The sequence below is a fragment of the Empedobacter sp. R750 genome, assembly GCF_030324345.1.
GTDB lineage: Bacteria > Bacteroidota > Bacteroidia > Flavobacteriales > Weeksellaceae > Empedobacter > Empedobacter falsenii_C.
The window spans coordinates 37,963-63,814 of sequence record NZ_JACAGF010000001.1; the positions used below are offsets into that span (position 1 = coordinate 37,963).

General features: G+C 36.9%; 32 protein-coding genes and 1 pseudogene. 14 read left to right on the forward strand and 19 right to left on the reverse strand.

Annotation, left to right across the window (positions count from 1 at the left end; all coding sequences use genetic code 11):
- The first annotated feature begins 149 nt into the window (after window positions 1-149).
- Window positions 150-797 (forward strand): DUF6891 domain-containing protein, encoded by a 648-nt coding sequence (locus HXZ74_RS00215; RefSeq protein WP_286473363.1) that lies wholly within the window; start codon window positions 150-152, stop codon window positions 795-797.
- Window positions 798-809: 12 nt separating this feature from the next.
- Here the strand turns inward: HXZ74_RS00215 and HXZ74_RS00220 are convergent, their stop codons facing one another.
- The 9 genes and pseudogenes from HXZ74_RS00220 to HXZ74_RS00260 form a co-directional block, all read right to left on the reverse strand.
- Window positions 810-1,280, reverse strand: a complete 471-nt coding sequence (locus tag HXZ74_RS00220) for a GNAT family N-acetyltransferase (protein WP_115002085.1) — start codon at window positions 1,278-1,280, stop codon at window positions 810-812.
- A 320-nt stretch (window positions 1,281-1,600) separates the two neighbouring features.
- Window positions 1,601-2,845 carry a beta-ketoacyl-ACP synthase II gene (gene fabF / locus HXZ74_RS00225; RefSeq protein ID WP_115000849.1) on the reverse strand — a complete coding sequence of 415 codons (1,245 nt, stop codon included), beginning with the start codon at window positions 2,843-2,845 and terminating at the stop codon, window positions 1,601-1,603.
- On the reverse strand, window positions 2,842-3,273 hold the full coding sequence (locus HXZ74_RS00230) for a PaaI family thioesterase (RefSeq protein ID WP_038331282.1): 432 nt from the start codon (window positions 3,271-3,273) through the stop codon (window positions 2,842-2,844). The genes fabF and HXZ74_RS00230 overlap by 4 nt, the downstream gene beginning before the upstream one ends.
- 50 nt (window positions 3,274-3,323) lie before the next feature.
- Window positions 3,324-4,727: pseudogene (gene lpdA / locus HXZ74_RS00235) on the reverse strand (dihydrolipoyl dehydrogenase).
- Window positions 4,728-4,811: 84 nt separating this feature from the next.
- Window positions 4,812-5,405, reverse strand: a complete 594-nt coding sequence (locus HXZ74_RS00240) for a TetR/AcrR family transcriptional regulator (protein ID WP_115002083.1) — start codon at window positions 5,403-5,405, stop codon at window positions 4,812-4,814.
- 113 nt (window positions 5,406-5,518) lie between these two features.
- The gene (locus tag HXZ74_RS00245) at window positions 5,519-5,725 is read right to left on the reverse strand and encodes a GDCCVxC domain-containing (seleno)protein (protein WP_115000847.1); all 207 of its coding nucleotides are present in this window, start codon (window positions 5,723-5,725) and stop codon (window positions 5,519-5,521) included.
- Window positions 5,726-6,325, reverse strand: coding sequence for a mercuric transport protein MerTP (merTP, locus tag HXZ74_RS00250; RefSeq protein WP_115000845.1), 600 nt, complete (start codon window positions 6,323-6,325; stop codon window positions 5,726-5,728).
- A complete protein-coding gene (locus HXZ74_RS00255; protein ID WP_115000843.1) occupies window positions 6,322-6,696 on the reverse strand; it encodes an ArsR/SmtB family transcription factor in 375 nt (124 codons plus the stop codon). The genes merTP and HXZ74_RS00255 overlap by 4 nt, the downstream gene beginning before the upstream one ends.
- Window positions 6,697-6,861: 165 nt before the next feature.
- Entirely contained in the window at window positions 6,862-7,254 is a 393-nt protein-coding gene (locus HXZ74_RS00260; protein WP_115000842.1) for a barstar family protein, read from the reverse strand.
- A 118-nt stretch (window positions 7,255-7,372) separates the two neighbouring features.
- Between HXZ74_RS00260 and HXZ74_RS00265 the strand changes: the two genes are divergently transcribed.
- Both HXZ74_RS00265 and HXZ74_RS00270 read left to right on the forward strand, forming a co-directional pair.
- Window positions 7,373-7,822: a nuclear transport factor 2 family protein gene (locus HXZ74_RS00265; protein WP_115000840.1), complete on the forward strand. Its 450-nt coding sequence runs from the start codon at window positions 7,373-7,375 to the stop codon at window positions 7,820-7,822.
- Between the two features lie 21 nt (window positions 7,823-7,843).
- A complete protein-coding gene (locus HXZ74_RS00270; protein WP_115000839.1) occupies window positions 7,844-8,209 on the forward strand; it encodes an MmcQ/YjbR family DNA-binding protein in 366 nt (121 codons plus the stop codon).
- A gap of 107 nt (window positions 8,210-8,316) precedes the next feature.
- Here the strand turns inward: HXZ74_RS00270 and HXZ74_RS00275 are convergent, their stop codons facing one another.
- Complete coding sequence (locus tag HXZ74_RS00275; RefSeq protein ID WP_115000837.1) at window positions 8,317-8,706, reverse strand: VOC family protein; 390 nt, start codon at window positions 8,704-8,706, stop codon at window positions 8,317-8,319.
- A gap of 42 nt (window positions 8,707-8,748) precedes the next feature.
- On the opposite strand from HXZ74_RS00275, the gene HXZ74_RS00280 reads away from it, so the two are divergent.
- Window positions 8,749-9,957 carry an MFS transporter gene (locus tag HXZ74_RS00280; protein ID WP_221408234.1) on the forward strand — a complete coding sequence of 403 codons (1,209 nt, stop codon included), beginning with the start codon at window positions 8,749-8,751 and terminating at the stop codon, window positions 9,955-9,957.
- A gap of 2 nt (window positions 9,958-9,959) precedes the next feature.
- Window positions 9,960-10,709, forward strand: a complete 750-nt coding sequence (locus HXZ74_RS00285; protein ID WP_115000835.1) for a DeoR/GlpR family DNA-binding transcription regulator — start codon at window positions 9,960-9,962, stop codon at window positions 10,707-10,709.
- A gap of 141 nt (window positions 10,710-10,850) precedes the next feature.
- Here the strand turns inward: HXZ74_RS00285 and HXZ74_RS00290 are convergent, their stop codons facing one another.
- The 6 genes from HXZ74_RS00290 to HXZ74_RS00315 form a co-directional block, all read right to left on the reverse strand.
- A complete protein-coding gene (locus tag HXZ74_RS00290; protein WP_038331309.1) occupies window positions 10,851-11,273 on the reverse strand; it encodes a winged helix-turn-helix transcriptional regulator in 423 nt (140 codons plus the stop codon).
- A gap of 76 nt (window positions 11,274-11,349) precedes the next feature.
- Window positions 11,350-12,468, reverse strand: a complete 1,119-nt coding sequence (locus HXZ74_RS00295) for an alkene reductase (protein WP_038331311.1) — start codon at window positions 12,466-12,468, stop codon at window positions 11,350-11,352.
- Between the two features lie 279 nt (window positions 12,469-12,747).
- A complete protein-coding gene (locus HXZ74_RS00300; protein ID WP_286473365.1) occupies window positions 12,748-14,199 on the reverse strand; it encodes an MFS transporter in 1,452 nt (483 codons plus the stop codon).
- A 265-nt stretch (window positions 14,200-14,464) separates the two neighbouring features.
- Complete coding sequence (locus tag HXZ74_RS00305; RefSeq protein WP_286473367.1) at window positions 14,465-14,965, reverse strand: helix-turn-helix domain-containing protein; 501 nt, start codon at window positions 14,963-14,965, stop codon at window positions 14,465-14,467.
- 30 nt (window positions 14,966-14,995) lie between these two features.
- Window positions 14,996-15,265 (reverse strand): AraC family ligand binding domain-containing protein, encoded by a 270-nt coding sequence (locus HXZ74_RS00310; protein WP_286473370.1) that lies wholly within the window; start codon window positions 15,263-15,265, stop codon window positions 14,996-14,998.
- A gap of 115 nt (window positions 15,266-15,380) precedes the next feature.
- Window positions 15,381-16,244 carry an SDR family oxidoreductase gene (locus HXZ74_RS00315; RefSeq protein WP_038331319.1) on the reverse strand — a complete coding sequence of 288 codons (864 nt, stop codon included), beginning with the start codon at window positions 16,242-16,244 and terminating at the stop codon, window positions 15,381-15,383.
- Between the two features lie 166 nt (window positions 16,245-16,410).
- On the opposite strand from HXZ74_RS00315, the gene HXZ74_RS00320 reads away from it, so the two are divergent.
- From HXZ74_RS00320 to HXZ74_RS00340, 5 genes are all read left to right on the forward strand, one after another.
- A complete protein-coding gene (locus tag HXZ74_RS00320; protein WP_038331322.1) occupies window positions 16,411-16,788 on the forward strand; it encodes a winged helix-turn-helix transcriptional regulator in 378 nt (125 codons plus the stop codon).
- A 104-nt stretch (window positions 16,789-16,892) separates the two neighbouring features.
- The gene (locus HXZ74_RS00325) at window positions 16,893-17,672 is read left to right on the forward strand and encodes a helix-turn-helix domain-containing protein (protein WP_435653703.1); all 780 of its coding nucleotides are present in this window, start codon (window positions 16,893-16,895) and stop codon (window positions 17,670-17,672) included.
- A gap of 127 nt (window positions 17,673-17,799) precedes the next feature.
- Complete coding sequence (locus HXZ74_RS00330) at window positions 17,800-18,183, forward strand: nuclear transport factor 2 family protein (RefSeq protein ID WP_038331726.1); 384 nt, start codon at window positions 17,800-17,802, stop codon at window positions 18,181-18,183.
- Between the two features lie 40 nt (window positions 18,184-18,223).
- Complete coding sequence (locus tag HXZ74_RS00335) at window positions 18,224-18,856, forward strand: YceI family protein (RefSeq protein ID WP_286473371.1); 633 nt, start codon at window positions 18,224-18,226, stop codon at window positions 18,854-18,856.
- 7 nt (window positions 18,857-18,863) lie between these two features.
- Entirely contained in the window at window positions 18,864-19,571 is a 708-nt protein-coding gene (locus HXZ74_RS00340; RefSeq protein WP_038331329.1) for a DsbA family oxidoreductase, read from the forward strand.
- An 84-nt stretch (window positions 19,572-19,655) separates the two neighbouring features.
- Here the strand turns inward: HXZ74_RS00340 and HXZ74_RS00345 are convergent, their stop codons facing one another.
- The gene (locus HXZ74_RS00345; protein WP_038331334.1) at window positions 19,656-20,474 is read right to left on the reverse strand and encodes a class I SAM-dependent methyltransferase; all 819 of its coding nucleotides are present in this window, start codon (window positions 20,472-20,474) and stop codon (window positions 19,656-19,658) included.
- A gap of 304 nt (window positions 20,475-20,778) precedes the next feature.
- Here HXZ74_RS00345 and HXZ74_RS00350 point away from each other — a divergent pair, with 304 nt between their 5' ends.
- The 4 genes from HXZ74_RS00350 to arsB all read left to right on the forward strand — a co-directional run bounded on the left by HXZ74_RS00350 (window position 20,779) and on the right by arsB (window position 23,299).
- Window positions 20,779-21,108, forward strand: a complete 330-nt coding sequence (locus tag HXZ74_RS00350; RefSeq protein WP_038331335.1) for an ArsR/SmtB family transcription factor — start codon at window positions 20,779-20,781, stop codon at window positions 21,106-21,108.
- A 63-nt stretch (window positions 21,109-21,171) separates the two neighbouring features.
- Window positions 21,172-21,636, forward strand: coding sequence for a DUF6428 family protein (locus tag HXZ74_RS00355; RefSeq protein ID WP_286473374.1), 465 nt, complete (start codon window positions 21,172-21,174; stop codon window positions 21,634-21,636).
- Window positions 21,637-21,646: 10 nt separating this feature from the next.
- A complete protein-coding gene (locus HXZ74_RS00360; RefSeq protein ID WP_115000834.1) occupies window positions 21,647-22,264 on the forward strand; it encodes an arsenate-mycothiol transferase ArsC in 618 nt (205 codons plus the stop codon).
- Window positions 22,265-23,299, forward strand: a complete 1,035-nt coding sequence (gene arsB / locus HXZ74_RS00365) for an ACR3 family arsenite efflux transporter (protein ID WP_115000832.1) — start codon at window positions 22,265-22,267, stop codon at window positions 23,297-23,299.
- A gap of 239 nt (window positions 23,300-23,538) precedes the next feature.
- On the opposite strand, the gene HXZ74_RS00370 is transcribed toward arsB, so the two are convergent.
- On the reverse strand, window positions 23,539-24,156 hold the full coding sequence (locus tag HXZ74_RS00370) for a GNAT family N-acetyltransferase (RefSeq protein ID WP_115000830.1): 618 nt from the start codon (window positions 24,154-24,156) through the stop codon (window positions 23,539-23,541).
- A gap of 76 nt (window positions 24,157-24,232) precedes the next feature.
- A complete protein-coding gene (pdxR, locus tag HXZ74_RS00375; protein WP_115000828.1) occupies window positions 24,233-25,705 on the reverse strand; it encodes a MocR-like pyridoxine biosynthesis transcription factor PdxR in 1,473 nt (490 codons plus the stop codon).
- Between the last annotated feature and the right edge of the window lie 147 nt (window positions 25,706-25,852).

The following is a 25,852-nucleotide window of genomic DNA, read 5'->3' on the forward strand; positions in this document are numbered from 1 at the left end:
TTTTTAAATTAATTCTTTTCAAACGAAAAACAGGTTTGATTTTAAAAATCAAATCATTGTTAAAATTATTTTAAAACGATATTGAAATACTATTTGATCTAGGAAAAAGTCTTATTTTTAAAACAATTAAAACCTACAAACACTGAAAAATGACTGAAAACGAAGCTTTTATTTATGAATCGATTGAGAACCAAGTTCGAATGGGATTTTTGTCGCTTGACGAAATTAAAGACAATATTTTAGATGAAATTGAAGACAACGAATTCGAGAACGAAATCTCGGAAGATTGGGCAACTCAACATATTGAAGCTGAATGGCAATCGATGTTAAACGAAACTAAAACTTGGAAAAGTCCAACGGATATCGAACGTTTGATAGCCGCTTTTGACGAACTTTGTGATCAAAACATTATTGCGCTTCACAATGCAGGTTACACGACTAGCGACGGCGAATATGAGGTTGTAGATGTGGAGCGAAAGTTGCAAGACAACGGAATTGTTTCCGATGGATATTGCTTTTATCACGAGCAAGATTTGTCAAGGGCGATTGCAAAGGAAGACCCGAGCTTGTATATCGCTTTTCAGAAAGTGGATAATGAAGATGATGACGTAACCATAGCGGTTGGCAAAAAGGTGGTTGAAGTTTTAAAGAAACATCAATTTGAAGTTGATTGGAACGAATCGCCAACATCCAAAATTCTAATCCCAAACTTTAAATGGGAACTATTCTACGACGAAAATAATGTTGATTTATTGGATTATGAGGCGGTTGCAAAACATATGATTGCGAAGAAATAGAACGTTTAGAATCTATTCAAACTTCATCAAAAGAATCCTGCCATCTTCCGATTCCTTTTCGATTTTAAAACCTACTTTTTTGTAAAGATGAAAAGCAGACAAATTATCTTTAGCAACTTCCAAGAAAATATCAGTTTCGGGAAGTCGCTTTTTGACTTCTTTTAAAATGAATTCTAATAATTCTCTTCCGATATTTTGACCTTGGTATTCAGGTTTTACAAACATCTGAATGATATTTCCTTTACCATTTTTATCTTTCGCAAACGTACAAATGCCAATAAGTTTTTCACCATCAAAAGCGCCACAAACAAATCGATTAATGCTTTGATTTTCGATTTCAGTTTCGAAAGCTAATTTTTCTTGCTTCACTGAATCTTCATATTTCGCTTCAAAGGAATCGGGAAATGTTTTTAAACTTACCAATCGAATTTCACGATAAATTTTGCTTTCCTTTGGCAATAAAACTCGGTAGATAATGGACATTTGGTTTTTAATATTAATTAAAAATACAGAATTGAGTTTTAAATAAGATTCAATGCTGTTTCCAAAAAGCAAAACTAACTCGCAGTTACGAGTTAGTTTCTTCAATTATTTATTTTGAACTCATTAAACGCAAAGGTGCAAGTCTAAAAACAAATAAAGATGTAATTAAGGCGCAAGAACATTTCGACTTTGCTCAATGCAAGGATTTCCAATTTTCAATCAGTGAAATTTTATCGAAGATAAAATCCTTGCGCCTTAAAAATGTTTTTAATGTAAATAGAATTGCGCCTTTGCGTTAAAAATCATTTAAATCAAATTAATTACTCAACAAACTCTTTAAAAACCACCGTCGAATTATGTCCACCAAAACCAAAAGCATTGCTCATAGCTACTTTCACGGGTTTTTCTAAAGGTTGATTGATGACAACATTGATGTCTGTAGGGATATCGTCGTCTAATTCTTCAACATTAATCGTTGCGGGAATTATATTTTCGTTGATACTTTTTATGGCAATAATCGCTTCAATCGCTGCCGCAGCGCCTAATAAATGTCCCGTCATAGATTTTGTAGAACTGACGTGAAGTTGATGGTCGTTGCCAAAAACTTTCTGAACGGCATTTAATTCTGCAATATCACCAACTGGCGTAGAAGTCGCATGAAGATTGAGATAATCGATATCTTTTGGTTTCAAACCGGCTTCTTCAATCGCCAATTCCATAGATTTAGCGGCACCTAATCCTTCAGGATGCGGCGAGGTCATGTGATAAGCATCCGCAGTCATCGCTGCGCCCACCAATTCGGCATAAATCTTTGCACCACGAGCTTTCGCATGTTCGTATTCTTCCAAAATCAAAGCACCTGCACCTTCTCCCATCACGAAGCCGTCACGGTTTTTATCAAAAGGTCGGCTAGCCGTTTTTGGGTCGTCATTGCGCTGACTCATCGCTTTCATGGCAGAAAATCCGCCAAAAGAGGCAGGAGTAATGCCCGATTCCGAACCGCCTGTCACAAAAACTTTAGCTTTTCCCAATCGAATGTAATTGAAAGCGTCCATTATCGCGGTATTTCCCGTTGCACAAGCCGAAACTGGCGTATAGTTGATTCCTTGCAGACCATATTTCATCGAAATCATTCCCGATGCCATATTAATCAACAATTTTGGAATAAAAAACGGATTAAAACGTGGGTTATAATCGCCGTTTACATAGTTTTCAACTTCATTTTCAAAGGTTTGCATTCCGCCTTGACCAACGCCCCAGATTACACCAAAATCGAAAGGATCGATTTTACTCAAATCAAAATTGGCATCTTCCATCGCCTGTGATGCGCTGTACAAAGCATATTGCGTGAAAAGATCGGTGCGTTTTACTTCCGCTTTATCCAAATATTTGGATGCATCAAAATCCTGAATTTCGCACGCCACTTGCGACCGAAATTTGGAAGCATCGAATCGTGAAAGCTTTTGCCCAGCGCTTTTGCCAGCTTTTATGTTCGACCAAAAACTTTCAATATCATTTCCCAAAGGGTTAATAGTCCCAAGACCAGTTACTACAACACGTTTCATTTCTGTAATGAGGTTTTAAATAAATTAGAGGTTCCGCGGGCGATCATTCTCGTATGATCGGGGTTCCAGATTTCGCATTCAGCGTGCACAAATTGCTTGCCTTTCTTGATAATTTTGGTTTCGGCTGTAATTTTGTCACCTGCTTTTGCCACCGAAAAATAATCGATGGTGTTGTTGATGGTCGTGTAAAAACTGTCTTCGCCCAAAGAAAACATCATGGTTCCGATAACATCGTCGATAATGGCGGCAGTAACGCCACCGTGGATATTATGCATCGGATTTAGCCATTCTGGACGAACCGTAAATTCGAATACAATTCTGCCTTCGGAAGCATCGATAACCGTTGGTGCAAGCCATTTTGTGAAAGGTGACGGCGAAATATCGAAAACTTTGCCTTTATACGATTGTAATAATTCTATTGGTGTCATTTATTGTTAGATTTTTGGTTAAAATTCAAGAATTAATTGAATTTTAAAATTTAAATATTAATCGCAGCTTGTCCGGAAGCCAGCATATAAGCCTCTTTCAAAACTTCGGAATAGGTTGGATGCGCATACGACATCGTGAACATATCTTTGGCAGTAACTTCGTATTCCATCGCCACAACGGCAGATGCGATAAGGTCAGCCGCACGAGCGCCGATGATGTGAACGCCTAAAACTTCGCCATATTTGGGATCAACCAAAACTTTAGCAAAACCATCCAAATCCATTGAAGCACGAGCTCTGGCACTTGCCGAAAACGGAAATTTTCCTACGTTGTAAGCGATTCCGTCACGTTTCAATTCTTCCTCGGTTGCGCCTACAGAAGCCACTTCTGGCCACGTGTACACTACGCCAGGAATACGATTGTAATGGATGTGCGGTTTTTGTCCGTTGATGGTTTCAGCAACAAAAACGCCTTCTTCTTCGGCTTTATGCGCCAACATTGCACCGCCAATAACGTCGCCAATGGCATAAATATTAGCTGCTTCGGTTTGTAGTTTTTCGTTGACTTGGATAAAACCTCTTTACGTCAACTTTACACTTGTGTTTTCCAATCCTAAACCTTGTGTGAAAGGACGTCTACCAACCGCCATCAACACATAATCCGCTTGTAAAGTTTGCTCAGTTCCGTTTTTATCTTTAAACCAAACTTTTGCCGAATCGCCTTGATTTTCAACTTTATAAACTGATTGTTGCAACTGAATATCAACGCCTTCTTTCTTCAATATTTTTTGCAACGTTTTGCCCAACTCGTGGTCCATTGTCGCAATCAGATAATCGGCGTACTCCAAAATGGTTACTTTGGTACCAATTCTGTTAAAAATAGAAGCCATTTCCACACCGATAACGCCACCGCCAATAATGATGATTTCTTTAGGTTGCTCGGTCAATGCCAAAGCTTCGGTTGATGTGATGATGCGCTTTTTATCGATTTCGATTCCAGGAATGGAAGAGGGTTTAGAACCCGTTGCAATGATAAATTTATCACTTGAAATTTGAGTTTCCGTACCAGAAGCATCCAAAATTTTCACTTCATTATTATTGACAAAACTGGCTGTACCATGCAATTTGGTGATGTTATTTTTCTTCATCAAAAACTCCAAACCTTGGGTGTTTTTCAGAACAACGTCTGCTTTGCGGTCGTACATTTGTTTAAAATTTAATTGTATCTCGCCAACTTCAATTCCTTGCACTTTGAATTTGTGCAAAGCGTCCGAAAAATGGTGCGTACTATCCAGCAAAGCCTTTGAGGGAATACATCCAACGTTGGTACACGTGCCGCCCAGCGTGTCATATTTTTCGATAATTGCAGTTTTGTAACCCAATTGAGCGCTGCGAATTGCCGCTACATAACCGCCAGGACCCGAACCAATTACGGTGATATCAAAATGTTCCATTGTCTTTTTGTTTTTAATTACATCATCTTTTTAGGGATGAAAATATTGTTAAATACCAAATGGTATATTTATGCTTAAAAATTTTTAAATTTTAATTTCGGTTTCAATGATTTTTAAACCTCGGTCAACTGCCAAATCCATGTACTTTTTATCATCCAAAGTGCCTGATAAAAGGATGCCGCCCTCAATTAGCATAATGAATTCCTTGGCATAATTATCTGCCGAAATGTCTTTTTTGAAATAACCTTGTGCCTGACCATCTTCTATAACCTTGATAAATTTCATCTGCCAACCTTGAAACTGTCGCTGAACTGTATTTTTAAGAAAATCCAAATGATTGTCGGCTTCCGTTGCTGCATTTAGCATTGGGCAACCGCCAGTTTTTAGGACTTGCATCAACTTTTCACGATGATATTCCAGCATGCCGATTAACGCATCCAAAGGATTTTGGGAGGCAGAAATAACTTCATCCAAGCCACCACTGCGCTTAGAAACATTATAACGAAGAGCCTCGATGACAACTTCCTCTTTATTCTCGAAATTGCCATAAATACTACCTTTAGTCAGTCCAGTCGCTTCCGTAATATCAGCCAAAGAGGTCGCAGCGTAACCTTTTCTGTTAAAAATAGGTGCCGTTTTTTCGATGATAAATTGTCTCGTTTTTTCTGCTTTACTCATGACCATACTTGAATTATTATCGCAAAGTTACAAATAATATACCAATCGGTATATTTTATTTCAAAAAAATGTCTTCAAAAATTTTAAAGACAAATTTTGCAAGCTGTTAGGAATCAGCAACATTTCTTGTTTACCTGTATTGGCGGGCATTTTGCTGTGCCATAGCTGCAATAGACGCAGCAATCGCCTTGTTTTGGTTTTAGAACCGACTTGCATTGTTCACATTCGTAAAAATACTGACACGCATTTGTCGGCATCACTTCCTCTTTTTTGTGTCCGCAATTAGGACATGTAATTGTTGAATTTAATATAATTTCCATTTATTTTTCAGTTTTGTTAATCACTTTGTAGCCCGTGGAATTGATGGCTTTTTCGATTTCGGCGATTGTCGTTTTGGACTCATCAAACTCCACAATAGCATTCCCGTTTTCATACGAAGCCGCAGATTTTACGATACCTTGCAACTGGTTCACTTCATGATTAACATGGTCGCCACACGCATCGCAAGTCATACCGCTAATTCCAAATTCGACCGTTTTCAGATTAGATTTTTCAACAACAAGAACTTCCTTTTCCGTTTTAGGATAAAATATATTGGCATAAAATGGAAAGCTGAGCATCAAAAGCGCGAAAACACTGATGATTGCAAGGAAAGTTTTGGATTGCACAAATTTTGGTTTCTCCTGAGTTTCACAATTGCAATCGACTTCTTTCTTGGGTTTTAGTTTCTGATACCACGCAAAAACCAATACCAGAACGGTGATTGCAATAAAATAAGGTCTGGCAGGTTGAAGCCACGAAAAAGTTGAAGCCACACCGCTGGCACCTGCGAAAAGCGCAAGAACAGGCGTAATGCAACAAAGCGACGCAGCAATTGCCGTTAAAAGTCCAGCGCCTAAAAGTTTATTTTCTGATTTCATATTGATTCGAGGATTTCGGATTTATCAAGAATTTTGAAAATGGGTTGCAAAATTTTATCGTATTCATCGGTCAAAGAATAGAAAATGGTCTGCGCTTCTCTTTCGGTTTCGATGAGTTTTCGGTCCTTTAGTTTTCGTAAATGTTGCGAAATTGCAGAAACTGTCATTCCCAAAATATCGCTCAAATCGCACACGCACAAACGCTTTTCCTCATTTAATAAATAAAGAATTTTCAACCTAACATTATTGCCAATTAGTTCCAAACCTTGCGACAAATAATCAAAAGTATCATCCAGTTCCGAAACCTTTTCTTTGCAACGATTGATTTGATGAGCATCCGCTTGCTGCCTTATACACGAAATTTTTTCCATAAGGCAAATGTAGTTAATTTTATTATTTAAGCAATTGCTAAAATAAAAGTTTTTGAATTTGAAATTTAAAAGAAAATAAGTTTAAGAATGGATTATAAAAAGCGGATTTTTGAAGAGATGTGGATTTCTGAGATATATAAAAAAATGGAAGTTTTTATTTACCATTTATTTCGTCACCAATTCAATATTAGAATGACTTTCAATGATTTCTAAGATAATTTCGAAATAGGTTTTTCCGTTTCCATTTTGCAGTTCATCAATAGAATTTTTAATCAAATCTTTATTGAAAATTTCTGGATATTTCAGCTTGTTTTGGTAAAAATTTAAGGTAAAGTCATAACCAAAAAATTCTTTCATTCGCTCAAAATCTGTCCAAACAAGTCGAATGGCTTCGTTGCCATTAATTTCGCCAAAACCGCCGTACAATAAATCGTCCAAAGCATCCAAACTTTCGCCCAATTCCCAATCTTCGTTAGGCATCAATTTGTCATTAAATTCCTTATACAAACTTGTCAAATCTTGAATTTTGGCTCCATCAATTTGGATTTCTTTTTTCATTTTTCGTGAATTTTATTGCGTTGATAACTTACAAAAATCAAACTTTTTTTAGCCTTTTTGATTTTGTTGAAAAGCATTTTTTTTCTAATTTTAAACTCCTATTTTAAACATAAATCTCATGTCAGAAAATACAAATAATAATCAAGTCGATAGAAATCATCCTGCTTTTCGCGAAAATGCCGATGCGTTTTACAATATCGTGATGCAAGGTTTGAAAGGCGAAGTGGATGGCGAACATTTTTGGGATGCTGTGGATGAAAACGCTGTGTTCGAGTTTTTGTACAATTTCCCGAATTTTCCCAATAGAATAGAAGGGAGGCAAGCCTATATGGATTGGTTTGGCGGTTACGAAACGCAGCTCGATTCGGCACATGGCTTACATGTTTACAAAGACCAAGCGCAAGGAATTATAACTTTAGAATATGCCGTTCATGGTACGATTCCAGCCACGGGAAAGCCTTATGACAACAGGTTTTGTTCGATAGTTACGATTAAAAACAGGAAAATTGTGCATTGGCGAGATTATATGGATTCATTTGCTGTAATCATTGCGAATACCAAAGATTAATTTTAATTAAAATCACCTTTTATGAACATCGAAGAACTTCGCGAATATTGTTTGTCTATTCCGTTGGCGACGGAAGATATGCCTTTTAAGGATGAATATCTGATGTTTCGGGTTTATGATAAATGGTTTGCGGTGATTCCCTTAAATGATGCTGAACTTAAAGTTTCGCTAAAATGCAATCCCGAGGAAGCTATTGAACTTCGTGAACGTTACGAAAGTGTGACCGAAGCTTGGCATTTCAACAAAAAATATTGGAATACGATTTTGCTAAATGGCGATATGGACGACGAAACCTTGAAATCGTGGATTAAACATTCGGTACAGGAAGTCGTTAAAAAGTTGCCGAAAAAATTGCGGGATGAATATGCGGAATTCAATTCAAAATAAACCGCTTTGTAGTATTAAAGCGGCTCACCGAATGATTATTTAAAATCAAACTTTACTTTTCTTCTAAGCTTCTCAAAAGTCTTTACAATGAATTACCGACAATTCTTTTAAGCCGATATTTCGACGTAATTCCCCTCAGGATCTAATACAACGCTTTCGTAGTAACCATCTCCAGTGGTTCGCGGCTCGCTCTCGATTACGTAATTATCAGCACGCAGTTGCTCTGTCAAATTGTTTACCGCTTCTTTGCTCCCCACAGAAATCGCGAAATGGGCAATCCCTTTCGCAAAGCCTCTCTTTTCGGGTTCTGCGTAAATATCTTCATGTGTCATAATTTCAATTCGGGTTTTTCCCTCACCAAAAGTCAAAAAGTAGGACGCAAATTTTTTCTGAGTGTTGATGTACTTTTCGCCGCTTTCTAAATCAAAATACTTCAAATAAAAGTTTCGCATCACTTCTAAATCGTCTACCCAAATTGCTAAATGTTCTATTTTCATGTTAAATACTATTTTAAGTTTTAAATTCTAACTTGCAATATTATGCAAAATTTCATAATATTGCAAGTTAGAATTTTAGTTATGACAGAAAAACAATTAAGACAAGCCAAAAAAGCTACACAAATCATTTTCTTGGTTTGTGGTTTATCCCTTTCCAGTTGGGCTCCGATGGTTCCTATTGCAAAAGATCGATTCTTTTTAAATGAAGCCGAATTGGGCGTTTTACTTCTTTTATTAGGTGCAGGTGCCTTGTTAATGATGCCTTTAACAGGTTTTTTAATCAGCAAATTGGGAAGTCGAAAAGTAATTTTGGTAGCCGCACTTGTTGTTGCACTTATACTTCCATTGTTATTGATTATCAACAATGTATATGCGATGGGCACTGCGCTATTTGCATTTGGATGTTGCATTGGATCGATAGATGTTGCCATGAATTCCCACGGCATACAAGTACAAAATGCTTCACAGAAAACAATTATGTCGTCATTGCACGGATTGTTTAGTGTAGGCGGTTTGCTGGGTTCTATTGGAATCGGATTTCTTATAAAAATGGGATTGAATCCTGTATTTTCAGCAATTCTTATTTCGGTTCTTTTGGTGGTTTTGGTGATTTATCAATATCCATATTTATTGAATTACAAGTCTGAGCGAGAGATTATTCAGCAATTTTCGCATGTTGATGAAGATTTGGTTGTCAATAAAAAGTCGCAATGGTTTAACAAATCCGTTTTGCTTTTGGGATTGATGTGTTTTATCGTTTTTTTGGCAGAAGGCGCAATGCTGGATTGGAGCGCTATTTTTCTACGAGAGTTCAAAGGCATTTCATTAGAATTTTCAGGAATTGGTTATGCGGCATTTTCGGTTGCCATGGCGGTTATGCGACTTTTAGGTGATTCGATAATTACGAAATTGAGTAGCAAAACCGTGGTTGTTGGTGGAAGTTTGTTGGCTTTTTTAGGAATTTCAATTTTGGTATTTAGTCCGTGGACTGGGATTTCTGTGTTCGGTTTTGTACTTTTAGGTATCGGCGCAGCCAATATTGTTCCCGTATTTTTCAGTGAAGGAGGCAAGATTGATGGCTTGTCGCCAACCGTTGCCATTCCAATGATTTCGACTTTAGGTTACGCTGGGCAACTTGTGGGACCTGCGCTTTTGGGCTTTATTGCGCATCAATTCTCTTTGATAATAGCATTTGAAAGTTTAGCTTTGTTATTTGTAATTGTAGCCGTTGTTTATAAATTTCGAAAGTAAATATGTTAAAAGAAGAGCGATTTGAAGTAATTTTAAAAGAACTTCAAGCCAAAAAAGTGGTGAAGTTTGAAGAGTTGGCAATTCTTTTGGATATTTCGGAAGATACCGTTCGTAGGGATATTGATTTTCTGCATCGCAATGGTCTTCTTTCTAAAGCCAGAGGTGGTGCGATGTTGCGAGAAAAAGATCCTCTTAATTTTCAGGATAGAAAATCGTTTTCGACAAAAGAAAAAGATATTATAGCACTGAAAACGCAAGCTTTTATAAAATCTGGAATGACGATTTTTATTGATGGCGGCACGACTTTGATGGCGGTTGTCAACAATATGCCGTTGGATATTAAACTGAGGATTATCACCAATAATTTATCATTAATTCCGATTGTTGAGAGATTTAAAAATGTAGAAATCGTGGTATTAGGCGGGAATTACGATTACCAGCTTGGGATTAGCCACGGCATTACGACTTGCAACGAAATTCCTAAATACATCGCCGACCTTTATATCATGGGAACTTGCGCGGTGGATGCCAAGTTTGGAATTACTGCAATCTCCATTTCTGATGGGGAAGCAAAAAAAATGATGCAAAAATGTGCAAAAAAGACAATTGCTTTGGCGAATGATAGCAAACTGAATTATACCGAAGCTTTTAAAGTTTCGGATATTCAGGATATCAAGGTTTTGATAACGAATTTGGATTCTAATAGCCCTGATTTAGACAGTTTCCGAAATTTGGGAATTCAGATTGTTTAGATTCATTGAATTTCGGTTTAAACAAAATAAATATGGTAAGTTAAATTTGTTTCAAACTTTAAACAAAAAATCCCGACACAAATTTTTAGCCGTAAAAGTCTGTATCGGGAATGTTTAATTAGAGAAATCACTTTTCTATATTTAAACGTAAGTTTCGGGCTGATACATTTTCAAACGTTCCATCAAATGACCTGTCATTTTTTCTATGGTTTTGTTATATTTGGTCTTCTTTGCAGGCTGCGTTTCGTCGGCATTCTGCAGATTTCCCCATTTTACAAATTCCATAACCAAAGGAAGCAGGCTGATTCCTTTTTCGGTCAAAGTGTAGCCTACACGAGCTTTTCCAGAAACTTTATGTTTAAAAATAAGTTCGGCACATTCCAAATTTTTAAGTTTATCTGTCAAAATATTGGATGCAATTTTTTCGTTTGATGCCAAAAAATCCCCGAACGTCATTTTATCCGAAAACATCATATCCCTCAAAATAAGAATGCTCCATTTGTCGCCAATAGTGTCCAAAGTGCAGCTAATAGGACAAGTTGATCTATTTTTAATTGTGCTCATTTACTTGCGTATTACAATTGCAAATATAATAGTTTCAATTTTTAGAAGAGAAAACATTAACTAAATCACAACACAACTACGAAATAGCCAAAGTTGCATAATCCGTATAACCTTTTTCGGTACCACCATAAACTGTTGCATCGTCCAAAGGATTAATTTCTATATCATTAATCATTCGATTTGTTAAATCTGGCGTCGAAATAAAAGCTTTCCCAAAAGCGATGGCATCGGCATAATTTTTCTCCAAAGTTTTTATTGCTATCTCACGGTCAAATCCACCTGCTGTGATAATTGGATTGCTAAACAATTTGCGGTAACGTGCTACCAATAGGCTTTCAACATAAGTTTCGACTTCGCTTTCCGATTGTAAATTTTGTGGTTCTTGAGATTCGATGATATGCAAATAAGCAAGATCGTATTTTTCCAATTTACTAACGATGTAGTCGTACAACTCGAAAGTTTGAGGATCTAGGTCGATTGGCCCTGTAAAGAATGGCGAAATGCGCACACCTACTTTCTTGTTTGGAACAACACTCAATACTGCATCCAAAACCTCGAACAAAATACGCGTGCGATTCTCGATGCTTCCACCATATTCGTCATCACGAACATTGGAAACGCTTCTGAAAAACTGTTCCATAAGATAACCGTTTGCAGCATGGATTTCGATACCATCAAAATCCGCTTCCATCGCATTAATCGCAGCTTGGCGATAATCTTCAATGATTTGCTTGATTTCTGGAATGCTCAATGCATGCGGCGTTTCGTAAGGTACACGACCCCAATCTGGTAAAAATGCGTTTCCAATCGCAGGAATAGCCGATGGTGCAACAGGCAAGCTATTATTCACCTGAAATGCCGAATGAGAAATGCGTCCCACATGCCACAATTGCAAAAATATACGTCCATTATTTTGGTGAACGGCTTTGGTTACTTTTTTCCAACCATCGATATGCTCTTGATTATAAATAGCTGGTGTGGTTGGATAACCTTGCGCTTGTTGACTAATTTGGCTCGCTTCTGCGATAATAAGTCCAGCGTCGGCACGTTGCGCGTAATATTCTGCCATCATATCATTTGCCGCAAAATCCTTGTCAGCACGCATCCTTGTCAGCGGTGGCATTACGATTCTGTTTGGAAGTTCTAAATCTCCGATTTTTAGAGTTTTGTTAAATATTGAATTTGTTGTATTCATTTATTTTGTACTTTTAAATTGCAATTGCAAATGTATAAATAAAATTGCAAAACGCAAGTGTAAATATTATTTTATTTAAAATGAATGCTTTGATTTTAATGTTTAATTGAAAGGGAATATTGGATTAAATGATATAACTATTTGTAAATGTGTTTTTTATTTTTAAAGCTGAGGGGAATGCTTATTTTTAACATTTAAGATGACTTGAACAATAATTCATAAAAAAGCTTGCCTAAAAAATTAGACAAGCCTTTTACATTAAATTGATTTGAAAATATTCTACTTCGTCTTTTTCAACATCAAACAAAGGATAATTGCAAGCAAAGGAGCAATAGCAAAGGAAGCGTAAAGGTAAATGGATGCTTGAGTTGTTCCGATAATTCCTCCAGGATTGGTAATTCCGCCAAAGTTGGTAACAAGTCCAGCAATCGCAGCACCAAATGATGTTGCAATCAGTTGTACAGTCGTTACAGACGATGAGGTAAGATCTTCTTCACCTTTTGGAGAAAGTGAGAATACTTTTGTCAGCAAATGTGGCCAACCCATTCCGATGCCGATTCCGATGAGTAGCAGGAATGTGCATTCTATGATGAGTTTCATCGTGAAGGTGTGTAAAGTTGCAATCGAAAAATAACAAAGTCCCAACATGCCGATCAACATTACAAATGCACCAAAAAGGATGATTTTGTTTACTCGATTTCCTTTAATTCCAGAAAATAGAATAGAAGATAATGTCCATCCAATGGCGATTAACACCGTAAGATAGCCCGATTCCAAAGGTGAAAGTCCGTCGATAATCTGTGCAAAATAAGGCACATAAATTTCGATGGATGTAGCAATGGTTAGCAATGCCATTATGCTGTAAGTGGTACCCAATTGCGAAGATATTTTATAAGCGCCAGTTGGGAGTAAGCGGTTTTTGGAATTTTTCTCTGAAATCACTAAAATCAGTAACAGAAGAAATGCAACACAAATTCCGATGAGACTTCCGACTATATTTTTCTGAATACTTCCAATAGAAACCGTTAAAGCTGCCAATCCCAAAAGTAAAAGTTTGAGATAAGGAATTTGCGAAACCTTTTCTTGAGGTTTTGTTTTGGGTAAAGTTTTGGAAGATAAGATGAATAAGAAAACGCAAAAAATCAATAGCACGCCAAAAGCCATTCGCCAATGACCATGCTCGGCGAAAATCCCGCCAATAAAAGGTCCCGAAAATGCTGCCACGCCCCACATTCCCGAAATTAAAGCCATTGCTCTGGACCATAATTTTTCGGCGAAAATCAATCTAATCATCGCATAGGATAATGCGAATAATAATCCGCCACCAAATCCCTGAATAAAGCGTCCAAGTAACAATACATACATTGTCGGCGCCAAACTGCATAATAAAACACCGACTGTAAATAATAAAATTCCGATTTGATACGCTTTTCGAGGACCCGATTTTCCCATATGATTTGCCGAAACCACCGACCCAATGACCGATGCGACGATAAAGATAGTGGTGTTCCAAGCGTAATATTCCAAACCACCGATTTCCTTAATGATTGACGGCATTATCGTAGTTGCCAAATACACATTTGTTGCGTGTAACATCACGCCCAAAGCCAATGTTGTGGCTTTTAATCCGTTTCCGTTCGAGAAAAGATCCTTCCAGGTTGTATCATTTTTGTTCATATAAAATTGTATTAAAATAATAATGCAAAATTCGGTGGAGCGGGAGATTAGCACAATATCGAATCTTCGGTAAAAGATTCAATTTTTACGGATTATACAATTTGGGAGGAGCGATTTGGTTGAAACAAATGATAAATATTTTAACGCAAAGGCGCAAATGTATTACCATGTGAAATGCATTTAAGGCGCAATAAAATCAAAGATTTTCATTTTTTGCATACTAAATTTATCGAAGATAAATTCTTTGCGCCTTAATGAGACGTAGTTATAGTAAATCGGTAGCGCCTTTGCGATAAAAATCACAGGACATTTCCTCATTTTACTTACTTTTCCTGTAATCGTTGGGCGAAATCATCAAGTAACGCTTAAAAAATCGTGAAAAATAAGAAGCGGTTTCAAAGCCCAATTGGTCGGCACATTCTTTAATGGAGCGAGTCGTATGTTTTAGAAGATATTGACTTTCCAACAATATCCGTTCGTGGATAATCTGCAAAGCCGTATTTCCCGTTTCTTCTTTAATAACTTCGGTCAAATGTTTTGCCGAAATTCCGAGATGGGAGGCGTATTGTCCAATAGAATTCCACGTTGAAAAATTCTCATCAACCAGTTTTTTAAATTCGTAGGTAAGCTGATAATTTCGGTTCATGGTTTTCTCAAATCCCAACAAACAATATTCGCAAGCCCTGTTATATTCGTACAAAATCTCCATGATGATTAAGCGAATAATATCTAAATGATAAGCGTATTTTGAGTTTAATTCCCTTTTTATTTGGACAAACTTTTCCTTCACCGAAGTAAAACTTTCGTTGAGTTCATACATCGGTGGATATTTGGTATTTAACAAAAGTAATTAGTCAATAATTCCCTCTTTCAGAATGATTTTCTGCAAAAATACCTTTGTAAAAAGGATTTGTTTTACTTTGAAATTATCAGAAACATTTTGAGTAGAAATGAGGACATCGGGAGGCAAAATTGTGATTGTTCCGGAAGTAATTTCAAAATGATGAAAACCAATTTTAATCCTAGCATTTCCCTCCGAACAGATTAAAACCGTGTAATAATCGTTCTTGATGGGACTTGCCAATCTTAAGTTATCCGTTTCTTCCGAATATTTTACCATAATTCGTATCTCAATAATGAACAAAATTAAAAAATAATTTTTCCTCAAAAAATCATCTCAACTAAAAAGCTTGCCTAAAATTATAGACAAGCTTTTAACTGAAATCAAATTCATTTTAAAAGTTATAAATCTCCCGCAAACTTTCTTTTAACGGTAAAGGTTTTCTACCCAAAAGATGTTCTAAATCATTGGATAATAGCTGAAATACAGCATTTCGCTTGTCGGTAACAAATCCAGAAATAGCAAACAGTTCACCTGCATGAACGCCTTTTTTCATTAAATGATTTTCGTATTCTTCAACCGTCGTTTCCGCATAAAAAGGCACTTGCTTTCCTGATAATTCAGACAAGGCATCGGCAACATCGGCGTAAGTGTAATATTCAGAAGCGGTCAATTCGTATTCTTTGTTCAAATGTTTTTCGCCCAAAAGCGTATTGGCAGCGGCTTCACCCAATTCACGTCTCAGTGCAAACGGAACTTTTCCATCTGCAGCATGAAGATAAACACCGTTTTCCAAAACATCGTTGCCCACAAAAAGAGGAATTGCATCCGCATACATCGTGTTTTTCAAAATGGTGTAAGGAATTCCACTTTCCTTTGCATACTTTTCGGTATCCAAATGCTGCTGTAGTAAAGCTTTCAGCGGAGATTTTTCGATATTTTTCACCAAAAGACTGGTGTAGAGAATATGTTTTACGCCGTGTTTTTTTGCGGTATCAATTACATTTTTGTTTTCGCTAAAAATTGTTCCGCTTGGCGACGGAATCAAAAGCAATTGGTCGATGCCTAGCATGGCTTGTTCCAGAGAATTTATGTCTTCGTAACTCCCAATTTTCACGTTGATTCCTTGGTCGATAAAAGTTTGTGCTTTACTTTCGTTTCTAACCAAAACTGTGATCTCTTTAGCATCTTTGGATTTTAATAAATGCTTTATGGTTTGTTGTCCCAAAGCGCCTGTTGCTCCAGTTATTAGTATCATTTTCTGTTATTTTAATGAGAATTTTCCGAAACTTTTTCAGAATATTTAATTGCAAAATTAGAGGAGTCATTTGCGATTTATACTATTGGTTTCCAACAGGAAACTGGTGTGTTGTAGGAAACCATATCGGAAATTTGTTACCTTTATCAACAATAAATTACGCATTTTGAAAGACGAAAAAAAAGTTCTGAATCCAAGCCAATGCAGCCTGAGAATGGTGGGTATGAACGACGCCATGAGTATACTTTCGGGCAAATGGAAATTCCATATTCTGTCGGCACTTATCGTTTTTGGGAAAATGCGCTTTAGTGATTTAAAGCGTGAAGTAACGGGCATTGGCGCAAAAATGCTATCGAAAGAATTGCAAGATTTGGAAATGAATCTTCTGATAACAAGAAGCGTAAAACAAACAAAACCCATCACCGTGGAATATGAAATTACCGATTTCGGACGCACTTTGGAGCACATCATCGTGGAGCTTGCAGAATGGGGCATTGAATACCGAAATGTGTTGATTAATAAAAATGCTTCAACGGAAGTTTAAACCGGATTTTAGTGGAAAATGCAAACAAAATAATTAAAATTTCTACCACACCTTTGGATGAAAACTCGTCGAAAGTGCGGCTGGATTTTGATGGTTATTCGGTTATGGAGCAATGCAGCAATACGGCGCAACATGGCAGCTTCTTTCTGGAAGAACATAGCCTTTTCTTTTTGTTGGATGGCAGTTTGAAATTAACGCATGGTAAAGACGTTTTCGACTTGAAGAAGAATGAAATGATTTTATTCAAAAAAGCGACTTTCCTAAAATTTGAAAAATCTGCCAATGGCGGTCCAACCTACGATTGTATTATTGTAAGCATTAAAGACGCGGTGCTAAAATCTTTTTTGACATCATCGGATATGAAACCAATTGCAAAACCAGATGCAGAAGCCAATCCAGTCATTTTTCCGATGCCCGAATGTCAAATTCATTTCGCCCAATCTATAAAAATGTATTTGTCGGGAACTTATCCTGTTCAGGAAGGGCAAATCCACATCAAAATGATGGAAATGCTTTATAACATTGCTATTGGCTCGCAACCGATGTACGCACAACTATTGCAATTTGACCAACCAGTTCGTGTGGACATTCAGTCGGTGATTGAAGCCAATTATACCTCACCAGCTTCGCTCCAAGAACTTGCGTATCTCTCTGGCAGAAGCCTTTCGGCGTTCAAAAGAGATTTTCAAAATATCTTCAATATGCCGCCTGCACAATTAATTCGAGAAAAAAGATTGGCAAAAGCAAAGGATTTGCTGGAGACAACGGCGATGTCCATTAGCGATATTTGTTATACTATTGGTTTCGAAAACGTCTCACATTTTTCTCGCATTTTCAAAGATTTGTACGGCATTTCTCCATCCTCTTATCGCCATCATTTATAGTTTTTGGGCGTTTTAATCCATTTGGACTTTATAGAAAAGAAACTTGGACTGCTGGGAAAAGTAGTCGGCTAAAAGCTGCTTTACCTTTGCAGTACAGAAAAATAAAGTTTAACATTAATTGAAACAAATGGAAAATAAAAACGCGAATTCCATCACGGATTACGAAGCAATTATCAACACGATGAAAACCTATACAGAAGGTTTTAGAACAGGTGATACAAAGATTTTTAATGACGTTTTCACGAAAGATGCTGTGATGTATGGCTATTGGAACGGACATTTTGTAGAAGGTTCTATCGAAAATTTATACGCCTCGGTAAAGCAAGCAGGTGCAGCGCCCAACATTATTTCGCATGTCAGTATTTTGGATAAAACAACCACGACAGCACTTGTACGAAACGAAGTAGAAGCCAATGCAACGGGCGATAATTTCACCGAATTTCATTCTTTAATTAAGGAAGGTGATGTTTGGAAAATTGTTTCAAAAGTTTTTCACAAATACGATCATTAATTTTAAAACAACGTAAAGAACAATGAGGATAATTATTATAATGGCTATAGCTGGAAGCATGTTTGTTGCTTGCAATAATAGCGGCAACAAAGTTCAGACAGCTGACGAGCAACAAGTATTAAATCAAAGTGGTACTTCTTTTTATGTAGATACACTTAATAGTAGCTTGCAATGGAAAGGTTTTCATAAAGGTGGTTTAAACCCCAGGTTCGGAATACTTAATGTGGAAGGTAAGGTTTATATTTCGCAAAACAAACTGTCGGCAGGGAGTTTTACGATAGATATGAATTCTGTAAAAACGGATGAAAAATCAATTGATCTAAGCACAACAGGTGGTAAAACTGCTGCAGATATGGATGCACATTTAAAAAATGCAGATTTTTTTGAAACAGACAAATATCCTGTTGCAAAATTTGAACTAACCAATGTGCTGGAGGATAGTACAACCAAGGGCTATTACATAGTGAGCGGCAATCTTAGTTTAAAAGATAAAACTGTGAATATTCAATTTCCAGCCCAAATAAATATCTCTGAGCAGCAGGTACAGATAAACGCAAATTTTACAATTAATCGAAAAGATTGGGGACTGTCTTACGGAACAGAAGGCGATCCTAGGGATTGGTTGATTTCTAAAGATGTAGAGATTACCTTGAACATTAACGCCAATAAATAGAGAAAATATGAAAATAGAAATTTGGAGCGACGTTGTTTGTCCGTTTTGTTATATCGGAAAACGAAATTTGGAACTTTCATTGGCACAATTTTCACAACGAAATCAATTGGAAATTACATGGAAAAGTTTTGTTTTGGATCCTCATCTTTCCGAAACAGCCGAAGATAGTTACGCCGATTATTTGGTGAAGCGAAAAGGTTTGGCGTTGGAGCAGGTCAACGGAATGATTGCCGGAATTACACATACCGCGAAAAATGTTGGTTTGCATTTCGATTTTGATCGTTCGGTTCTGGTCAATTCTCAAAAAGCGTATCAACTAATCCAGTTTGCCAAGACAAAGAAGCTTGGACAGCAGGCAGAGGAAGTTTTGTTTAAAGCTTTTTTCACCAACGGACAAGATACTGCTAATACCATAACCTTGTTACAATTAGGCGAAAAAATTGGTTTGGATAAAACGGAATTGCGTTTGGTTTTAGAAAATAAAAGCTTTTCCGAAGCAATTGAAAAAGACATCGCCGAAGCCCGAAATATCGGCGTAAACGGTGTTCCGTTTTTCCTGATTAACCAAAAATATGCGATTTCTGGAGCTCAACCACCCGAAGTTTTCCTTAGTACCATAACCAAAGCATTTGAAGAATGGCAAAGGGAAAATCCTGCCAATAATTTAGAAATTATTGAAGGACAATCTTGCGGATTGGACGGCAATTGCCAATAAAATATTGATTTCAAAAGCAAGCGAGGTTTCCCCAAAAAGAGCACCTCGCTTGCTATTTAAAAACTTTGGAATTAATAACCGACGTTATTTTATAGCTGCAATCATCATATGTGGACTAAAGGGCAGCAAGGTTTCATCATTTTCTGTTGTGATCAATAAATCATTCAAAACACCTCTTCGCTTAGGATTGAGCATGTTAGCATAATAATCTTTGTCAAGCCAAATAAAACCCTCAACCGCAAACATTTTATCAATTTTAAAATTGCATTGCAAGAATTCGTCTTTCAAAATCCTTGGTTTATGATAAAAAGCCTCAGCTAACAACCACGGAAAATCGTCTGGAGGCGTATGGATTCCTGATTTTAATTCAGATTTACACATGTCAAGAAATGTCGGTTTGTAGATCAGTCCATTTAAAAGACCTACTAAAGTGGAAGCTGTAGAATTAATGCCAAAACCCAAAATAATTCCATTTTTCTTCAAAACCCTTTTGGCTTCGTTAATGGCAAGAATGCGGTCTTCGGCGTTTTGTAAATGATACAAAGGCCCGTGGAGTATGACTAAATCTGCAAAATTATTAGGAAAGTCCAAATTTCTTGCTTCGCCTTTTATGACTTTGAACTTATTTTTTAATTTTTGCGATCTACTTTGGGCAATTTTTAGGTGTTTATCAACAGGTTCTATCAAGTAAACGTTGTGATTTAGTTTGGATAACCATTCCGAATATTTCCCTGTACCACCGCCAATATCAAGAATTGTGGAAGAATTTTTAAGATACAAACTGATCAAATATTTTATGCGCTCAAATTCGAAAACGCCCATTCCTTTTGAAAGTCTATCTTCTTCGGACGCTTTATTATAGAAAAGTTCAATAGCAGAACTTATTAAATTATGTTTTTTCATACTAAGATTAGTGCAAAACACTGTAAGATTAATTTATAGAAATAAAAAACCGCGACTACAAAAAGTAATCGTTAAAACCTCTGAGAAACGAGGTTGTGATATGTACACTTAGTATAAGATGTTGCAAAATTAGAAAAAATATTTAAAATTGAAAATTATATATAAATAATTGATTGTCAGTTTTATAAATTGAATTTATAAACGATTTGCTACAGCCATTCTCAAACTAAATTTCAAAAAAATAAACAAAACACTTTGCATTTTTAATTTATCATCGTAATATTGCAATGTTAAATAAAGACAAATGGGCGTTACCAAATCGGATATTTTTTCGGTAGAACAAAACAAACTTGCAGGCTTTTTCAAAGTTTTGGGACATCCAGCTCGTGTGGCGATTTTACAGCATATTATCAATCAAAAAAGCTGTATTTGCAACGATTTGGTAGAAGAATTGGGTTTGGCGCAAGCAACAATTTCTCAGCATTTGAAAGAGCTGAAAAATATCGGAATTATTAAAGGTTCCATCGAAGGAAAATCTGTTTGCTATTGTATTGACGAAGAAAAATGGAAACAAATTCAACAGGATTTTGATGTATTTTTTAATCAAAATGTAAGCACCAACCAATGCTGTTAAAGGCATTTTTTTTGACTTTTAATATTGTAATATTGCAATATATAAATGATAGAATTAAATTGTATGAAACTATCAAAAATTAAAGAAATCTTACCTCAATTGAGCAATGTAGAGTTTCAATTGGAAAATGAAAATTTTGTTCCCGAGCATTTTCATGTGACGGAAGTGGGCATTATCACTAAGGATTTTATCGATTGTGGTGGAAAAATTCGACATGAAAAAACAATCAATTTTCAGTTGTGGAATGCCAACGATTTTGATCATCGTTTGAAACCCGCAAAATTGCTAAGCATCATCCAATTGTCCGAGGATAAACTGGGTATCGAAGACGCGGAAATCGAGGTGGAATACCAAAGTGAAACCATCGGGAAATACGATTTGGATTTAAATGGCGAGCATTTTTTACTGAAAAATAAACAAACGGCTTGTTTGGCTGGCGATGCTTGCGGCATTCCTGTTCAAAAACAAAAAGTGAATTTATCTGATCTCAATACTACTAACTGCGCACCAAATACTGGATGTTGCTAAATCTAAAATTATGTATAAAAATTTAACCGAAACTATTACCAGCATTGCTTCTGCGAAGAATCTAAACGAAGATCGAAAGGAAATTTTACAGCCATTAATCGATTATATTCAACAGAAAATAAATCAAAAAGAAAGCGTCAATATTCAATTCATTTGCACACACAATTCGCGACGAAGCCATCTGGCGCAGGTTTGGGCACAAGTTTTTGCAGAATACTTTCAAATTCCAAAAGTGAATTGCTTTTCGGGCGGAACCGAAACCACGGCGCTTTTTCCAAAAATTGTTGAAACGCTTACTGAGCAAGGTTTTTCCATCACAAAAATTTCAAAGGATGAAAATCCCGTTTATGTCATAAAATTTGACGAAAATGCATTGCCGATTATCGGTTTTTCGAAGCTATACGACCATGCTTTTAATCCCGCTTCCAACTTTGCGGCGGTGATGACTTGCTCGGAAGCGGACGGCGGTTGCCCATTTATTGCAGGTGCCGAAAAAAGAATTCCGATTACCTACGAAGATCCAAAAATCGCCGACAATACCTCGTCTCAAACGGAATTATACGCAAAACGCAGTTTGGAAATCGCTACTGAAATGTTTTATGTTTTCTCAAAAATCAATCGCTACTAAATGCAAACTAAACTAAAATACCTCGATCGTTACCTTAGTTTATGGATTTTTCTGGCGATGGCAATTGGCGTTGGTTTGGGTCATTTTTTTCCAAATATCTCGAACGCTATTAGCCAAGTTTCGGTTGGGTCTACCAATATTCCGCTGGCAATGGGATTGCTTTTGATGATGTTTCCGCCGCTCGCAAAAGTCGATTATTCGCTGCTTCCAAAGGCATTTTCAGACAAAAAATTAATGCTGATTTCCTTGGTTTTAAACTGGATTGTCGGTACGGTTTTGATGTTTGGACTAGCGATTTTGCTTTTCAGAAATCAACCCGATTATATGTCGGGATTAATCTTAATTGGCTTGGCAAGGTGCATTGCGATGGTGATTGTGTGGAACGATTTGGCAAAAGGAAACCGCGAATACGCCGCAATGTTGGTCGCCCTCAATAGCATTTTTCAGATTTTGTTTTACAGTTTTTTGGTTTGGCTTTTCATCAACGTTTTGCCCGCAAAACTCGGATTGGCAAAATTCAACATCAATGTCTCTGCAAAAGACGTCAGCCAAAGCGTTTTCTTGTATTTGGGCATTCCTTTTCTTGCAGGTTTTCTCAGCCGATATTTTTTGGTAAAAACGAAAGGTCGGACGTGGTATAATCGGAAATTTATTCCCAAAATTTCGCCGTTATCCCTTTATGCGCTTTTGTTTACCATCGTTTTAATGTTTAGCTTAAAAGGCGATAAAATCATCGAATTGCCGATGGATGTGCTTCGGATTTCGGTGCCGCTCATCACTTATTTTGTCCTCATGTTTTTCGTCAGTTTCTTTATCAATAAGGCTTTCAAAGTTCCGTACGACAAAAACGTGTCGATAGCATTCACCGCAACGGGCAACAATTTCGAGTTGGCAATTGCGGTGGCTATTTCGACTTTCGGGATCCATTCTTCACAAGCATTTGTCGGCGTTATCGGCCCTTTGGTGGAAGTTCCCGTCCTTATTTTGTTGGTTAAAGCAAGTCTGTGGTTAAGGGATAAATACTATAAAAATTAATCGATTATTCATTTTAAACAATAATTAAAATATTAACGCAAAGGCGCATAATTTCTAAATTTTCAGTGTATAATTAAGGCGCAAAAAATCAAAGATTTTATTTGTACGCTAAAAATTTATTGAAGATAAATCTTGCGCCTTAAAAACATTTTTAATGTGAATAAAATTGCGCCTTTGCGATAAAATTAACGGCGTTATTAATTACGGATATTCAATGAAATCTAAACGCTTCCCACAACCTAATTTCCAAGATTATTTCTTTTCCAAAGTTGATCGATTTTGTAGGTAAGTGCCACTTTACAGGTTGGCCATTCGTTTTCGATAATGGAGAAAACAACGGTATCACGAACCAAACCATTCGCCGAAATCATATTGTTTCTAAGTACGCCATCTTGTTTTGCGCCCAATCTTGCAATCGCATTTCGGGATGGAAGATTGTACCAATTGGTGCGAAATTCAACGGCAATCGCCTTTAAAACCTCAAAAGCATGCGTCAATAGCAAAAATTTGCATTCGGTGTTTACATAGGTTTTTTGGTAAGATTTTGCATACCAAGTATGCCCAATTTCCAATTTTCGATATTCGGGAACGCCGTTCATATAACGGGTTGTGCCGATAATTTTATTCGCTTTTTTGTCAATCACCACAAAAGGCAAACCTTTGTCGGCATTATGCTCTTCCAACGCCGCCGTAATGTACTTTTCAACCGTTTCTTCAGTCGGGACTGTCGTAAACCAAAGCTCCGACAAATCGCCATCTTTGCTGGCTTCCACCAAATCGTTTTTATCTTCGATAGTGAGTGGACGAAGTAACACATTTTCAGTTTCGAGGACTATTTTGTTGAACCATTTTTCCATTGTTAAATTTTTTATGTTTCTAATTTCAGGAGCAAAATTACTGACAGAAAAAATGCACTTGGTAGCTCAGATTTGATTATTCTGATAGTCCAGATTGTTGGTCGTCCATTTTCTTGAAAAGTTTAGCGAGATAGGTTACCGTAATCGTCAATTCCTGTTCATTCATCGATGCAAAACCAAATCTGAACGCATTGAGCGCCTCGTCCCAACGTTTGATTTTCAACTGCGGATCTTTTACCAAATCCTTGATTTTATAAGGCGCTTTTAACTCAATCCAAAACGCCATTCCACCAGACGGAATATTGTATTGAACATACTTGCCGAGTTTTTTTTCTAAAAGTTCGTTCAAAAAATCACGTCGAAAATGATAGGCTTTTAAAGCTCTTTTCAAATGCCTTTTTAACTCTCCATTTTTGATGAGCGAAGCCAACGCATTTTGCATATAACCGTCGCCACCAACGTCAATCAACTTTCGAAGTGCGACCGTTTGCGCAATAAAATTTGCTGGCGCCACCATAAAACCAATGCGCAACGACGGATCCAAAATCTTGGAAAAAGAACCGATGTAGATGACATTTCCGCTGTGATTGGCGTTTGCCAAAGGCAAATACGGCGACGAATTGTAGTGATAATCGTAGTCGTAATCGTCCTCGATAATCACGAACGAATATTGCTGCGAAAGCGCCAACAACTTCATGCGACGCTCCACGCTCAAAGTCACAGTCGTTGGATAATGATGATGCGGAATGACATAAACCGCCGTGATTTTTTTCTTTCTACAGATTTGCTCAATTTTATCAACATCCAATCCATTCGCATCCACATTTACTTCAAGTAATTTTGCACCAACTTCCTCAAAAGTCTCATTAGCGTTGGAATAATTGGGATTGCCCACAACAACGATGTCGCCGTCATTTAACAACAATTTTGAGGCTAAATAAATACTCATTTGTGCGCCGTGCGTAATGAGAATATTGTCTGGTTTTATGTTTAAACCACGCGATTCTGCAAGAAACTCAGCCAATTCCTCACGCAAACTTATCGTGCCTTGGTCGTTGCCGATATGTGCATTTTCAATCGCGTAATTTCGGGCTAAATACGAGCGGTACGTTTTCAATAATTCATCCAACGGAGAAAGTCGAACATCGGGATAACCGTCGTTTATCGTAATTTTTGAATTATCATTTTCAGAATTTTTAGCTTCTTTTTTTACGATTTTAAAAGGTAAGGACAATTTATTTTCATACGCCAAAATTTTGTTTTGTTTAGCATCAATTTTGGGATAAAGTATCGGAATTTGGTTAGAAACCGTGATGCTTTTGCGTGGACTACTTTGTATCCAATCCTGCGCACTCAGTTCCTCATAAGCTGCAACAATGGTTTTACGATGCAAGCCCAATAATTTCGACAATTCGCGGCTACTCGGCAGTTTTGCACCAGCTTTCAAAGTCCCGTTATTGACGGCATTAATGATGGAAATTGCGATTTGTTTGTAAATGGCAATATTGCTGTTTCGGTCAACGTGGATAATATTTTCGAATGGAAGCATCTGGACTATTGATTAAAACAATTCTCACAAGCAAATATAGTCCTTTAGTGAAATATCTATGTTCCTTTTTTGGTTAAATAATTTCAATTTGAATACAATGTTTTTGAACTTAAGATTAGGTCGCTACAATTAATGAGAATCTTTAAT